The sequence below is a fragment of the Actinacidiphila oryziradicis genome (assembly GCF_005047355.1).
Lineage (GTDB): Bacteria > Actinomycetota > Actinomycetes > Streptomycetales > Streptomycetaceae > Actinacidiphila > Actinacidiphila oryziradicis.
The window spans coordinates 23,071-36,455 of the sequence record NZ_SUMC01000074.1; the positions used below are offsets into that span (position 1 = coordinate 23,071).

12 protein-coding genes and 3 pseudogenes are annotated in these 13,385 nt (G+C 68.4%); 9 read left to right on the top strand and 6 right to left on the bottom strand.

The genetic code is table 11. The annotated features are described in order from the left end of the window. The first annotated feature begins 52 nt into the window (after positions 1 to 52). Positions 53 to 1,303 (top strand): IS256 family transposase, encoded by a 1,251-nt coding sequence (locus FCI23_RS40900; RefSeq protein ID WP_136729195.1) that lies wholly within the window; start codon positions 53 to 55, stop codon positions 1,301 to 1,303. Continuing rightward, entirely contained in the window at positions 1,300 to 1,770 is a 471-nt protein-coding gene (locus tag FCI23_RS40905; protein WP_136729196.1) for a hypothetical protein, read from the top strand. The genes FCI23_RS40900 and FCI23_RS40905 overlap by 4 nt, the downstream gene beginning before the upstream one ends. Before the next feature lie 222 nt (positions 1,771 to 1,992). Here FCI23_RS40905 and FCI23_RS40910 read toward each other — a convergent pair. Together FCI23_RS40910 and FCI23_RS40915 are read right to left on the bottom strand one after the other, a co-directional pair. Further along, a pseudogene (locus FCI23_RS40910) lies at positions 1,993 to 2,202 on the bottom strand (IS5/IS1182 family transposase); the annotation flags it as partial. Further along, positions 2,154 to 2,561, bottom strand: a complete 408-nt coding sequence (locus tag FCI23_RS40915) for a hypothetical protein (protein WP_407646102.1) — start codon at positions 2,559 to 2,561, stop codon at positions 2,154 to 2,156. The gene FCI23_RS40915 and the pseudogene FCI23_RS40910, both read right to left, overlap by 49 nt. A 77-nt stretch (positions 2,562 to 2,638) precedes the next feature. Here FCI23_RS40915 and FCI23_RS40920 point away from each other — a divergent pair, with 77 nt between their 5' ends. From FCI23_RS40920 to FCI23_RS40945, 6 genes and pseudogenes are all read left to right on the top strand, one after another. Next, the gene (locus FCI23_RS40920) at positions 2,639 to 2,980 is read left to right on the top strand and encodes a hypothetical protein (protein WP_136729197.1); all 342 of its coding nucleotides are present in this window, start codon (positions 2,639 to 2,641) and stop codon (positions 2,978 to 2,980) included. Between the two features lie 117 nt (positions 2,981 to 3,097). Continuing rightward, positions 3,098 to 3,349: a hypothetical protein gene (locus FCI23_RS40925; RefSeq protein ID WP_136729198.1), complete on the top strand. Its 252-nt coding sequence runs from the start codon at positions 3,098 to 3,100 to the stop codon at positions 3,347 to 3,349. Further along, positions 3,337 to 3,636, top strand: coding sequence for a transposase (locus tag FCI23_RS40930; RefSeq protein WP_246144557.1), 300 nt, complete (start codon positions 3,337 to 3,339; stop codon positions 3,634 to 3,636). The genes FCI23_RS40925 and FCI23_RS40930 overlap by 13 nt, the downstream gene beginning before the upstream one ends. An 828-nt stretch (positions 3,637 to 4,464) precedes the next feature. After that, positions 4,465 to 5,724 (top strand): group II intron reverse transcriptase/maturase, encoded by a 1,260-nt coding sequence (ltrA, locus tag FCI23_RS40935; RefSeq protein ID WP_136729199.1) that lies wholly within the window; start codon positions 4,465 to 4,467, stop codon positions 5,722 to 5,724. 411 nt (positions 5,725 to 6,135) lie between these two features. Continuing rightward, positions 6,136 to 6,383, top strand: a pseudogene (locus tag FCI23_RS40940) (Scr1 family TA system antitoxin-like transcriptional regulator); the annotation flags it as partial. 680 nt (positions 6,384 to 7,063) lie between these two features. Further along, on the top strand, positions 7,064 to 8,158 hold the full coding sequence (locus FCI23_RS40945; protein ID WP_322973977.1) for a nitric oxide synthase oxygenase: 1,095 nt from the start codon (positions 7,064 to 7,066) through the stop codon (positions 8,156 to 8,158). 215 nt (positions 8,159 to 8,373) lie between these two features. On the opposite strand, the gene FCI23_RS40950 is transcribed toward FCI23_RS40945, so the two are convergent. The 3 genes from FCI23_RS40950 to FCI23_RS40960 form a co-directional block, all read right to left on the bottom strand. Then, complete coding sequence (locus FCI23_RS40950) at positions 8,374 to 8,601, bottom strand: hypothetical protein (protein WP_136729200.1); 228 nt, start codon at positions 8,599 to 8,601, stop codon at positions 8,374 to 8,376. Between the two features lie 212 nt (positions 8,602 to 8,813). After that, positions 8,814 to 9,533, bottom strand: coding sequence for a class I SAM-dependent methyltransferase (locus tag FCI23_RS40955; protein ID WP_136729201.1), 720 nt, complete (start codon positions 9,531 to 9,533; stop codon positions 8,814 to 8,816). 249 nt (positions 9,534 to 9,782) lie between these two features. After that, the gene (locus FCI23_RS40960) at positions 9,783 to 10,121 is read right to left on the bottom strand and encodes a DUF6602 domain-containing protein (protein ID WP_136729202.1); all 339 of its coding nucleotides are present in this window, start codon (positions 10,119 to 10,121) and stop codon (positions 9,783 to 9,785) included. Positions 10,122 to 11,029: 908 nt separating this feature from the next. Here FCI23_RS40960 and FCI23_RS40965 point away from each other — a divergent pair. Beyond that, the gene (locus tag FCI23_RS40965; protein ID WP_136729203.1) at positions 11,030 to 11,836 is read left to right on the top strand and encodes a maleylpyruvate isomerase family mycothiol-dependent enzyme; all 807 of its coding nucleotides are present in this window, start codon (positions 11,030 to 11,032) and stop codon (positions 11,834 to 11,836) included. A 318-nt stretch (positions 11,837 to 12,154) separates the two neighbouring features. Here FCI23_RS40965 and FCI23_RS40970 read toward each other — a convergent pair. Further along, a pseudogene (locus FCI23_RS40970) lies at positions 12,155 to 12,962 on the bottom strand (IS5 family transposase). Positions 12,963 to 13,385 lie beyond the last annotated feature (423 nt).

The following is a 13,385-nucleotide window of genomic DNA, read 5'->3' on the forward strand; positions in this document are numbered from 1 at the left end:
ATGGTCACCGAGTAAGGCCGGCGTTACGAGCGCCGGTCGGGAAGGCACGCCCGTGCTCACCGTAGTGAATGACGACGCCTCCACGCGAGACGGCTCCCTGATCGACGAGATCGTCCGAGAGGGAGCACGCCGCATGCTCGCCGCCGCGCTTGAGGCCGAAGTTGACGCCTACATAGCCGAGTTGGCCGAGGAGCGCGACGAGAGGGGACGCCGCCTGGTCGTCCGCAACGGCCACCACCAGCCCCGGAAGGTCACCACCTCGGCCGGGTCGGTCGAGGTCCGGGCACCGCGCGTCAATGACAAGCGGGTGGACGAGACCACCGGCGAGCGCCGCCGGTTCTCCTCGGCGATCCTGCCGCCGTGGTGCCGCAAGTCCCCGAAGATCGCCGAGGTCCTGCCCCTGCTCTACCTCCACGGCCTGTCCACAGGCGACTTCGTCCCCGCGCTGGAGCAGTTCCTCGGCAGCTCGGCCGGTCTCTCCCCGGCCACGGTCACCCGGCTGACCGCCCAGTGGCAGGCCGACCACGCTGCATTCCAGGACCGCGACCTGTCCCAGACGGACTACGTCTACATCTGGGTCGACGGCATCCACCTGCGTATCCGCCTGGACCAGGCCAAAGCCGCCGTTTTGGTCGTGATCGGCGTGCGCGTGGACGGCACCAAAGAGCTGGTGGCCATGGCCGACGGCTACCGCGAATCGTCCGAGGCCTGGGCCGGGCTGCTGCGCGACTGCGCCCGCCGGGGCATGCGCGCCCCGGTCCTGGCGGTGGGCGACGGCGCACTCGGCTTCTGGAAGGCCCTGCACCAGGTCTTCCCCGAAACGCGCGAACAAAGGTGTTGGGTCCACAAAACCGCCAACGTGATCGACTCCATGCCCAAGTCCGCGCAGCCTGCGGCGAAGAAGGCCCTGCAGGACATCTACGACGCCGAGGACCGCGAATACGCCGAGCAGGCGGTCAAGACCTTCGCGAAGCTCTACCAGGCGAAGTTCCCCAAGGCCGTCGCGAAGGTCACCGACGACCAGGACGAACTGCTGGCCTTCTACGACTACCCTGCCGAGCACTGGATCCACCTGCGCACCACCAATCCCATCGAGTCGACCTTCGCCACCGTCCGCCTTCGGACCAAGGTCACCAAGGGCGCCGGCTCCCGCGCCGCCGGGCTGGCGATGGTGTTCAAGCTCGTCGAGTCCGCCCAGGCCCGCTGGCGGGCCGTCAACGGGGCCCACCTCGTCGCCCTCGTCCGCGACGGAGCCCGCTTCGAACGCGGGCTGCTGGTCGAGCGTCAGGACGAAGCGGCGTGAGCAAGCTGAGCAGCGGGGCGGATATCCCGCCAGAGCACGTGCGCTTTGCCGCCCATCTGCAGGCCCTGGCGCAGGTCACGGATGACCAGGAGCTAGCCTTGGTGACCGCGGTGCTCGCGGACCCGGACCAGGCGATGGCACGTTCGGCCGTTGCCCGGCACCTGGACAGACGGGCGGCGATGCTGCACCAGCGCCGCGAGTTCGACGACTGGGCCCTCGGAACAGCCGGAGCCGTTGCCGGGCATCCCTTCCTGGTCCAACGGCTGCACGAGTGGACACTGTTCAGCGCGGTCGCGCTGGGGAAGCCGTGGACCCCAGACACGCTCACCGCGGCTTCCGACTGGCTACAACGCAAGATCGCCGACTGCCTGGAGACCCCCGAAGCCCTCATCGTCCTCGCCGACAACGGCCGAACCCGGCGGGTCCGCAACACCGCCACAGCCAAGGTCAACAGCAGACCCAGCTGACCAACCAACCGACCTCACCCACAAGTCTTGACAATTACTCCGCCGGGGCGGTCGCCATAGGGCCAGCGACTTACAGAACTCCTTGCCCGAGCACTCCGCGAACGAGGCCGTGACGTCGAAGTCGAGCACCTCCACGTCCACCTGCCCCGCGTGCTGAAGACCGCCAACTCATGACCGCAGTCTCAGCGCCTCAGATCGACTTAAGGGCCCCGGCAGTAGGCGCTACTTCAGGCGCTTGGTGGTGGGGCGGTCATCCCAGCGGTAGAGCGGGGTTGCGCGGCGGATGAGCATACGCAGCGTGACGATGGCAGCGGACAGGTAGAGGTAGAAGTCCACGACGCGGCTGTGCTTCTCGGTGCAGCGTCGCAGTTTGCCGAAGCCGTTCATCCACGCGTGACTGCGTTCCACCACCCAGCGCTTGCCTGCCTGGACCTCGCCGGTTCACACCGCTGCTCGTCGGCCAACGCATAGAGCAGCTCGTAGGCGGTGCCGATCACCCGGCAGGTGCGGCCGCGCCGGGTCGCCAGTGCGACCAGCCCGGTGTGCGTCGCCGGGTGGTAGCCGAGGAACGCCTGCTGCCCGAATGTCGCGCCCGTATGGAAAAGCAACGGGCCGCCCGGAGCAGGATGGTGATACCAGGTCAGGGTGTGGGTGTGGCGGTGCCGCCAGCCGCGGCGCAGCAGCGGGACTTGGACGTCACGTAGCGGCCCGGACAGCGGCGTGTCCTCGGCGGAGAGGTGGGCTTCGAGGTAGCTGAGCAGATCGCCGGGGGTGGACCGGACCGCGGGCATGGCCGCAGGGTGCCAGACGGGCTTCGCAGCAACCGGGCTCGGAACGCCAGGACATCCGAGTGAGAAAGGCACATCCGATGCATGTCAGCCGAGACGGTGAGCTGTGCCATGTCGAGATCTTCCGGCGTTGGCCCGGTCCGGTCATCGCCGACGGCGGCGATGCCCAAGAACCTCTGCCCGAGCAGGTGCAGGCACTGCTGAAGGAACACGGCTTCGTTGAGCACCAACAGGCCCCGCTGTACCTCTGGTACGAACTGCCGCCGGGCCTGCAAGCGCAGGAGGAGAACGCCCGCGCCACCTGCGCCCTCGTAGCCCTCACGGAGGCGGAATACCGGGTCGCGTTCGACCCCGACCTGTACGACGACGCCAGCGACGGCCGCACAAACTCCCAGCGCTCGGTCCCTCCGCCCGAGGGCTGACTTTTCCCCTCCGCCCGTGCGCGATGGCGCCGCCCCTAACGGGCGGCGCCATCGCTATTTCCCGGCTCGCGCGCCCCGGCGAACTCGTCAACGACCAGCCTCCTTAAGGAACCAGCCATGACCACCACCCCGCCCGTCCCCCTCCGGTGCGCCGGCCGCCCGCTCAGCGGCGGCCTGGTCGTGCCGTGGATCACCTTCGAACACAACGGCCACGCCGTCTTCGGCGCCGTCGACCCGCGCAAGCGGTACCTGGCCCTCACCCAGCGCCTGTGCCAGATCTGCGGCCAGCGACTCGGTGACCGCATCTACCTGCTCGTCCGGCCGCAGGACGCACGCGCCGGGTCGAGGCCGAGGAGATGGAAGCCCTGAAGAGCGCGCCGCAGGCTCCCCGGATGAACGCCCACTGCGAGCGAGTGATCGGCAGCATCCGGCGTGAGGCCTTGGACCATGTCCTCATCATGAACGAGGCCCACGCCCGGCAGGTCCTGGCCGCCTACCAGCGGCACTACAACGAGCACCGGCCGCACCGGGCCCGGAACCAGCTAACGCCAAGCGCTCACGAGCAGCCCACCGCCCTACACGATCTCGAAGGGCGCAGGCTCCTGCGCACCCGCGTCCTCGGCGGCGTCATCAACGAGTACCGATACGCAGCTTGACCAGTGGCGATGACTTTCCGAGCCCCACAGGGTGACGCGGGCGGGGAGGAGCTGACCTGGGTAGAACCGGAGGGCCGCGCTGTGGTGGACGAGGCGCCAGTGCTGCCGCAGGCGGTGAGGGATGCGGCGGTGAGGAGTGCCCCGAGGGCGATCACGTGCTTGCGGTGAGACACCGTTTACCTATTTCTGTTGGCGAGCTGAGGTTGTCGGGACGCGGCGTCCGGGTCCTCGGTGTCCCGTCTCTTGTGTCCTGAACATGAAAGGGAGTTGGTTGTAGGACAGCTTCCAGGAATGGTGCTGTGCGGATGATGAAGGTTTTGTGGCCCTTCGGAGTCGCCCTGCGGGGGGTGGCTTCAAACCGCCTCATGCTGCGTTAGCCGAAGACTGTCGTGGTGAGCGATGAGGAAAAGGCGTCGTAAGAGGCGTCAGGTGGGGACCGGAAAGACGAACGCAAGTGAATCGCTGCTGACGTGTCGAAAGACAGAAAGACGACATCAGAACCGGGGCGTGAGACGAACCCCGGGATGAGCCTGGCGGGTGCCCGTCTATTGGCCAGGTGGTGTCCGGCATGTAGGCGACGTGAGTCCGGTCTGCAGCTTCCGTATGGAACAGGAGAAGGCAGGTCCGATACTGCCCGCCGCGAAGCGACGGGTGAGAGGGAGTGCCCCAAGCAGATGACGCTGCAAGGGGTCGAGTACCGACGCGGGTCCTGCTGGCGGACCGGCTCGTAGTAGCGATGAAGCCCCTGTAACGGGGGTGGAGCAAAGGGGCCGGGTCGTTCGTGACTGTGTTGATCGCATCAACCGGGCGTTGCCCGGGAGGAGTTCGATGGGCCAGTTGAAGTCTCAGGTCAAGCCGTTTGATATTTCGAAGTGGGAAGTCAAGGAGGCGTGGGAGGAAGTCAAGGCGAATAAGGGTGCGCCTGGGGTGGACGGGCAGAGCATTGCCGACTTCGAGAAGGACCTGAAGAACAATTTGTACAAGGTCTGGAATCGCATGTCGTCGGGTTCGTATTTTCCGCCTCCGGTGCGCGCGGTGGCCATTCCCAAGCCGCACGGCGGTGGCACGAGAATGCTAGGCATTCCCGCTGTCGCCGATCGGGTAGCTCAGACTGTGGTGGCTCGGCATCTGATGCGAAGGGTGGAGCCTATTTTCCACCCGGACAGCTACGGATACCGGCCCGGACGGTCCGCTTTGGACGCCGTGGGAAAATCCCGGGAGCGGTGCTGGAAGCGGGACTGGGTGGTGGAGTTCGACATCGCCAAGTTCTTCGACAGCGTGCCCTGGGACCTGCTGGTCAAGGCGGTGGAAGCGCACACTGACGCCGTTTGGGTGAACTTGTATGTGCGGCGGTGGCTCGCCGCCCCGCTCGTCATGCCCGACGGCTCCCTGGCGGAGCGGGAGTGTGGGACCCCACAAGGGGCACCGGTGTCTCCCGTCCTGGCGAACCTGTTCCTGCACTACGCGTTCGATGCCTGGATGGCCCGGGAGTTCCCGACCGTCTGGTTCGAACGCTATGCGGACGACGCGGTGCTGCACTGCGTCACCGAGCGGCAGGCCCGCGAGGTGCTGGCCGCGCTCACGGACAGGATGGCTGAGGTCGGGCTGCGTCTGCACCCGGACAAGACCCGGATCGTGTACTGTAAGGACGGCTCCCGCCGCGGCTCCTTCGAGCACGAGGCGTTCACCTTCCTTGGGTACACATTCCGAGCCAGGCGAAACCGGTCCCGACACGGCAAGCTCTTCCTGTCGTTCGAGCCGGCCGTCAGCCAGGACGCCCTGAAGAGGATCGGCCGGCAGGTGCGCTCCTGGCAGCTGCACACCCGCTCCGATCTGTCCTTCAACGAGCTCGCCCGCTGGGTCAACCCCATGGTGGCGGGCTGGATCAACTATTTCGGCCGCTTCCGGCCGTGGGAGCTGCATCCCTTCTTGATGCGCATCAACGCCTACCTGGTGCGTTGGATCCGCCAGAAGTACAAACGACTCAAGGCCAAGCGGAAGGCCATTGCGAAACTGCGGGAGATCGCGCAGCGATACCCCCGCATGTTCGCGCACTGGCGCCTCACCGTGGACGCCTCACTGATCTGATGATCAGGACGACAAGAGCCGTGTAACGGGCGACTGTTACGCACGGTTCTGTGAGAGCCGAGGGGTGAGATTCCCCTCGGCTACTCGGCGCTCGATCTGGTCCCAGTCTCAGGTGATCTGGTCCGATTCGCTTGCGACGGACCAGACCGACTGAGAAGCACAGGTCATCGGGCCGAACGCGCGCGCGACGACATGCGGCGAACCCCTCTCGCGGACCAGACCATCTGAGATATCGCACGACCTGACGTCTCAAACGATCTGGTCGTCCCTGGTCACAGCTGGGTGTTCGGACCAGATCAATTGCGACGGGACACTCCGCAAGGACTTCCGCGTTGCGGCGGCCGCGCCGGGCCCGCTCGCTGGTCCAGGTCTTGAGTATCCGCCACAACGCGGTGCCCGCGTCGACGGACAGCACCACCGGCGGTCTCGCTCGGCGTCATCCCTGCGGCCACGCGCGAACGGATTCTCTGGCCGCAGGAGACGTTCCACGTCTACGCCGACGAGCTCGTGTCGATCGAGCTGTTGTCGGCGCAGGTGAACGTCACCCAGCCGTCCGAAATCGCCCTGTATCTCAAGTCATTTGAGCAGCTGCGCAGCATGGCAGTGACGGAGCCGATGCCCGGGCGTTGATCGTGAAGGGGATCGACGCTCTGCGCTGAGCCCCGGCATGAGTGTCCTAGCTCAACCAACGCGGTGGGAGAGCATGGCGCCCCGCAACAGCCATGCGAGGCGCCGATGTCCGCTGATCAGAGGACAAACTACCGCCGCGTAGCCATTGGGACCAGCGGTCATGATGTCGAACCCAACGCGCGGGGCCCGCTTCCAGGGAGCCGCGCTCACGGATCTCGGAGGACTTCTTTGCTCCCGCCTGCCTGGACCTGATCTCAAAGCCAGGTGTCTCTACGTCGACACGGGCTGTAGCTCGTAGGTCTGGCCGTCCGGCTGGGCGGAGCGACACGTACTGCTGTCACGGTGTGACCAAAGGCCAGCCCCGCTGAGCTGCCGCATAGTCAATCCGATTGGTCTTTTGGCGTATTAAGTGTGCATAGACTGTGCGGATCGTTCCGAACCCGGGGTAAGACGGGTTCCATCTCGCGTCCAACCCGCGGACCGTAAGGGACACGGCCCGCGCAGGACCGGCTTGGGGGTGCCTGGCGTGCTGAGGTTTCTGCGCCGTACGGAAATATCGAGCCAACGGTCGACGGGGGCGGGCCGCACGTCCCCCGACGGATCGCACACGCGGACGGAGGGCCCTGAACCGGGAACCGGATGCCCCGCCGGACATCCGCAGCCACCGGAGAACGACGACGAACACGGCAAGGACATCGGCATACGGACGTTGGCCACCGATTTCCTGCGGCAGTACTACGAGGAGCAGCCTCAGGCCGGCGACCTGCGGCCCCGACTGGCCGCCGTCCTCGCCGAGATCGAGGCGACCGGCACCTACCGGCACACCCGAGAGGAACTTGCCTTCGGCGCCCGAGTGGCCTGGCGCAACAGCAGCCGCTGCATCGGGCGGCTGTACTGGAACTCCCTGCAGGTGCGCGACCGCCGCCATGTCACGACCGCCGAAGAAGTCGCCCTGGAGGCCGGCGCCCACCTACGGGCCGCCACCAACGGCGGCCGCCTCCGCCCGGTCATCACGGTCTTCGCCCCGGACGCCCCGGACCGACCGGGCCCGCGGATCTGGAACGATCAGCTGATCCGCTACGCCGGTTATGAGGCGCCGGACGGCACCGTGCTCGGCGATCCGCGCAACACCGGCATCACCGCGGCCGCGGTACGCCTCGGCTGGTCCGGCGACGCCGGCACGCCCTTCGACGTACTGCCGCTCATCGTCCAGGGCTCCGGCGGCGGGCAGCCGCGCTGCTTCCGGCTGCCGCCCGAAGCCGTGCTCGAAGTGCCCATCATTCACCCCGAATTCGACTGGCTCGGCGAGTGGGGGCTGCGCTGGCACGCGGTCCCGGCTATCTCCTCCATGTGCCTGGAGATCGGCGGCGTCTGCTACCCGGCGGCGCCCTTCAACGGCTGGTACATGGGAACCGAGATCGGTGCCCGCAACCTCGCCGATACCGACCGCTACGACCTTCTACCGCGGGTGGCCGAGGGGCTCGGCCTGGACACGGCCAGCGACCGCTCGCTGTGGAAAGACCGCGCCCTGGTCGAGCTCAACCGCGCGGTGCTGCACTCCTTCGACCAGGCGGACGTCACCATCTCCGACCACCACACCGAATCCCGCCGCTTCCTCACCCACATCGCCCGTGAGGAGCGCAGGGGCCGTACCGTACCGGCCGACTGGTCCTGGATCGTGCCGCCGATCTCCGGCGCGGCCACCGGGGTCTTCCACCGGTACTACGACACCAGCGAGCGGACCCCGGCGTACGTCCACCATCCGCAGGCGCTGGCCCTGGCCCGGGGCGAAGGCCTGGTGTAAGGCCGGCGACGGGGGCAACCGGATCGGTTTCCGTCCACTGCGCTGCCCTCAGCCGCCGTACAGACATGCAGCGGAAGAGGTGCGGGAGTGCGGATCTCGGGGCTGCTGCGGTTCAAGCGGCTCGGCCCGCGCTACGACCGCGCCGAACGCACAACACGCCCGCTGCTCAGGTCGCCTGCGTCACTATCACCACCCGGCAACTGGTCAAGACCGCGTTATGAGAGCAGGTCTTCATCGCCGACGGCTGCAAAGTTCTCCGCGCGTGACCACAGTGTCCACGCCGCCAGGGTCAGCGCCGCATCCTCCCCGCCCACGTCGAGGTCCGCTGCGGCCGCGGCCAGCGCCCGGGCCGGGTCGACGTCTGCCAGGCCATCCAGCCACTCGGACAGCGCGTCCAGGCGCTGCTCCAGATGTTCGGCGGCCGCGTCATCTGCGGCCGGCAACTCAGGGACGCGCCGCGCGATGCGCCGCTGCCCCGCGGCACGCAGCGGGACGTTCGCCAGCGCTCGCCGCTGCGGCGCAGTGCGGGCCGTAGCGTTGTCCAGGGACCGGCTGCGGGTGGCGATCAGCCACGCTTCCGCGCCAGGACTGCCGCCGCCAGGCTGTGCAAGTCCACGGATTGCATGGGGACGCCGAACCGTGCGGCCGGGGTGAGCTATCGGGTGGCCACGACCATGCGGCAGCGAGGGCTGCCGTCAGGCAGTCGGCCGAGCTCCGGCAGCGCGTACAGCTCGACGGAGAAGCCCGTCCGGCGCAGTGCCTCGGTCACGGCCGAGGGCCGGACCGCGCGGTAGTACATGACGAACGGGGGCCGCCACAAGGCGTTGCGCACCCGCATGGCCGAGTCGAAGCCCAGCAACGTCCAGTAGCCCCTGGACCCGGGCCGAGCAGGCGCCGGCAGAGGGAAGGCGAACCGGCCGCCGGGCCGGAGCACGGAGTGGACCTGGGCGAAGAGGCCAGGCTGCTCCCGGGGCAGGAAGTGGCCGAAGGCGCCGAAACTGACCACCAGATCGAACACCGGGCTGAACGGCAGGGCCCGGGCGTCGCCGCGCACCCACCGCGCGTTCGGCGCATCCCGCTCACTCCGCTCCCGGGCCACGGCGAGCATGCCCGCGCTGAGGTCGACGCCGGTGATCCGGTCCCGGCACAGCTCCCGCAGGACGCCCATGCCGGCGCCGGTGCCGCAGCACAGGTCGAGGCCGGAGCTGAAGGGGCCGAGGGGGCGCAGGGCCCGGGTCACGGAGTCCAGCACGAGGTCCGGGGTGCGGAACGGGGTGTGGTCGAACTTTGGGGCGAGCAGGTCGTAGCCGCGTTCGACGGACGACAGCGCCTGCACGGCGAGCTCGCGGAAGGTAGGGCCCTGGGCGGTGAACATCAGGCCCAGCTTAGAGGCCGCGCGGATGGGCGGGGCGGCGTCGCGTGCCGAGGGGCGGCGCCAGGCGGCGTTGTCGCCGGCCGACGACGCTCCGCCGGCTCGCCGGACCCTTACCCGGCACCACTCCCACTACGGGTGTCTCCGGCAGCGCCACCCGTGCCGCCTCCTGAGTGACGAGCCGACTGGAGCGGGTCTATGGCTACTGCGCCAGGTCGTAGTCCAGAACGGGAAATCGGTGGCGGCGCCCAGCTAGAAGGGTGCTCCCGTCTCCCATGACGGCGTCTTCACGCCGTAGACGCACTCGCTGGGAACGATCCGGTAGCCCTGCCGGTGGGTCAGCGGCGGCGTGCAGCGATCGGCGAGGACGATGTCGCATTGCGGCGACACCTTCCCCGCCGCGGTGGCGATCTCCGCCCCGCAGATCGCCTCAATGTGCCCGGGCAACTGGTGGTCGAGGAAGCCGTTCGCGATGAGCTCACGGCTCTCACCAGCGGAGAGGCTGTGGTTGAACTGCTGGCTCTGCTCGAAGTCAGCCCGCATCCGCTTGGCCACCGAGTGCAGGACCCGGGCGAGCGTGTTCTCCTCCATCCCAGGAATGTAGGCCCTGAGACGGACAATCGGGCGGGCCGGCCTCGGCGGCGCCCGGCCGACCGTCGGTGAGGGTGCGACGTGCTATCCAGCCGCACTGCGCCCACCTGTGGTTCCGGTGCGCTGGAAGCAGACGCTGGAGACCCAGAGGGCGAAGGACCTCGCGGGCTGCCGCCGTGTGAGCATGCGGGATGCGGGGGACGTGGCCGCCATGCTGATCATTGTCCGCTACCTCGCCGCGGAAGTGGCCTTGACTCCGGAAAGCCCCTGGCGTGCGTCTCCGCCAGCGCAGCCGTCCTGGCCCTCGCCGCCGACGTACGCCCGAATCCCCGCCCCAGGCGAGGCGCTCGTCCCTGCGATCCTGGCCAGTCCCTGAACGTTTCCGCAGGTCAGGACGCACCCAGCTGAGCAAGAAGGGACTGGAGGGACTGGAGTGTCCAACTATGTCCCGGTCCGTCCTGCAACTCCTAGCTGCCTGGGAGCGGAGAAGACGGCTAATGGGTAGCCGCTGCCGCCCTGCGTGGTGGCGCTTGGCCCGACGGCGGTAATCCGCCTCGCGCGACACGAAGGTCGAGGACTCCGAGGTCCGAGATGATGCGGTCGCCTCGGCGTGGCGGCCCAGACCGCTGCGGGCGTAGGCCAAGCCATTGCGGGCGGATAGTTGCAGGGGCAGCGCGTTCGCTCCTCGGTGCGGTCGGCGATGCCCGCGATCGCGAGGCACTCGGCTTCGATCTCCTCGTACCGGCCGAGATAGCCAAGCATCTGCGGCCGGTCCGACCGCGCCTTACTGATCGTTTCAGAATGAGGACATCGCGTCATCCGAGGGCGCGCGGCCAGTGCCGCGCGCCCGCCGCGTCGGCTCTGAAAATCGCTGTCCGGTTGTCGGAGCACGGTGATAGACAGTCAGCGTGGAAAAGACTCTGGAGTTCCCCGTTCTGCTGCGGCTGATCGACGAACGGTCGACCGCCTTCCGCGCCGCGGTCGCCTCCGCGCCCAGCCTCGACGTGCAGGTGCCGGCCTGCCCCGAGTGGACGCTGTTCGATCTGGTGCAGCACCTGGGCAAGGGGCGCCGCCGCTGGGCCGCCACCGTCGCCGCAGGGCCTGCCGCCGCTCCCCCGGCCGAGACCGCTTCGGAGGGTGCCCCGGCTGCGCCTCGGGAGCGCGAGGCCCTGCTGGCCTGGTTGGCCGCATCGACGCAGGAGCTACTGGACGCACTGCGGGAGGCCGGCCCGGATCGCGGTTGCTGGACGTGGTGGGGTACGTCGCAGTCGCCGCAGACCTGCGGTGCCGTCGCCCGGCACCAGCTCCAGGAGGTCGCGGTGCACACCTACGACGCCCAGGTCACCGTGGGTGTCCCGCAGCCGCTGCCGGACGAGGTGGCACTCGACGGTGTCGAGGAGTTCCTGTCCACCTGCTGCGCAACGCCGAGCGCCTGGCCGCACAAGCCCACTGCCTTCGACTTCCACGCCACCGAGGGCCACTCCTGGCGCCTCACGGTCGACGGCGACGGCGCACGCTCCACCCGTCTCCCCGCGCCCGGCACGACGCCCGCCACCGCTGCCGACGAGGGCCCGGACGCGGCCGGCGCCACCGTCCGCGGCACGGCCAGTGAGCTGGTCCTCTTCATGTACGACCGTATCCCGGCGGACTCCCTGCAGATCGACGGAGACGCAGGTCTGATCGACCTGCTCCGCGCCTGGGAGCCGGAGGAGTAGGACGTGACGATGCGCCACCTCGTACGCCCCGAGGCATGCCTCCCGCCAACGGCTACGGCCACGCCGTCGTCGCGTCCGGGCCGCTGATCGCGATCTCCGGCCAGGTTCCCCTGGATGCCTCGGGCCAGGCCAGCTCGCTGGTCCAGGTCAGCGTGCTGGTGCACCCGGGTTCCGGGTCGAGGTCGACGCCCTGGCCGTGCTCGCCGAGCCGTAGGCCGGTTCATTTCTGCCAGCCCGGCCGCATGTGCCCTGAAACCGCATGGACCGGCGACAAAGACGCGGCGCTGAGGCGGGACCATCGCCGCCTAACTGCTCGTCTCAGGATGAGGTGCGCAGGCGGCGGAGGCAGATGAGGCTGCAGGCGAGTTCGAGCAGGCCCTGGTGCAGGTCGGCGCGTCGTTCGTAGCGGATGCGGAGTCGTTTGAACTGGTGCAGCCAGGCGAAGGCGCGCTCGACCACCCAGCGGACCTTGCCGAGCCCGGAGCCGTGGGTGACGCCGCGTCGGGCGATCATCGGTTTGGTGCCGCGCTTCACAGCAGGCTGCGGTACTTGTCGAAGTCGTAGCGCCGGTCGGCGTACAGGCGCCGGGGCTTGCGGCGGGGCCGTCCTCGCAGGCCCCGGATCGGCGGGACCGAGTCCAGCCGCGGCATGAGCTGGGTGACGTCGTGGCGGTTGCCGCCGGTGAGTGTGACGGCGAGCGGGGTGCCGTGGCGGCCGACGATCAGATGGTGCTTGGAGCCGGGACGGGCGCGGTCGACCGGCGAGGGGCCGACATGCTCCCCCTTTGAGCGCCCGGACGTGCGACCCGTCCACGGCGCAGTCGTCCAGGTCCAGCAGGTCGGCGCCGCGCAACTCGCTCAGCAGGGCGGCGTGCAGACGTGGCCAGACGCCGGCCTCGGTCCCAGTCCCGCGGCCGGCGCCAGGCCGTCACCTCGGAGCAGCCCACGGTCTCCGCGGGGACGTCGCGCCATGCGACACCAGTCCGCAGCACGTACATGACACCGGCGAGGGCCGCCCGGTCGGGAACACGCAGTCGCCCGGGATAGCGGTAACGGCGCTCGGGAGCAGGCGGCAACAGCGGAGCCACCCGCTCCCACAGGCCGTCCGGAACAAGATCAGCACGCAGACACCCTGCCGACCAAGATCGTCGAGCACAAGACCTGCAGCTCAACTCATTCTGAAACGATCAGTTAAGCGTCAACAGGTGCTCGTCGCCATTGATTCAGGACAGATCGCGGGCACCCAGCAGGAGACGGACAGCGTCCAGCTCGCCAAGCTGCTCACTCGATACTCCGGGCGGTCTCAAGTGGTGAGCGCATCAAGCTGACGCGATGAATTCCTGCAATTTTTCTGCCGGAGTCCGCCATCCCAGCGTTTGCCGAGGGCGTCCATTCAGTCGCGCAGCGATCTCATGATACTCCGGGCGGTCTCAAGTGGTGAGCGCATCAAGCTGACGCGATGAATTCCTGCAATTTTTCTGCCGGAGTCCGCCATCCCAGCGTTTGCCGAGGGCGTCCATTCAGTCGCGCAGCGATCTCATCAAGCTCGG

Bases quoted from the DNA above. Each gene is read 5' to 3' on its own strand.
- FCI23_RS40960 (WP_136729202.1), bottom strand. From the start codon at position 10,121: ATGGAGGAGAACACGCTCGCCCGGGTCCTGCACTCGGTGGCCAAGCGG.
- FCI23_RS40915 (WP_407646102.1), bottom strand. From the start codon at position 2,561: ATGCCCGCGGTCCGGTCCACCCCCGGCGATCTGCTCAGCTACCTCGAA.
- FCI23_RS40930 (WP_246144557.1), top strand. From the start codon at position 3,337: ATGGAAGCCCTGAAGAGCGCGCCGCAGGCTCCCCGGATGAACGCCCAC.
- FCI23_RS40920 (WP_136729197.1), top strand. From the start codon at position 2,639: ATGCATGTCAGCCGAGACGGTGAGCTGTGCCATGTCGAGATCTTCCGG.
- FCI23_RS40925 (WP_136729198.1), top strand. From the start codon at position 3,098: ATGACCACCACCCCGCCCGTCCCCCTCCGGTGCGCCGGCCGCCCGCTC.
- ltrA (WP_136729199.1), top strand. From the start codon at position 4,465: ATGGGCCAGTTGAAGTCTCAGGTCAAGCCGTTTGATATTTCGAAGTGG.
- FCI23_RS40955 (WP_136729201.1), bottom strand. From the start codon at position 9,533: ATGTTCACCGCCCAGGGCCCTACCTTCCGCGAGCTCGCCGTGCAGGCG.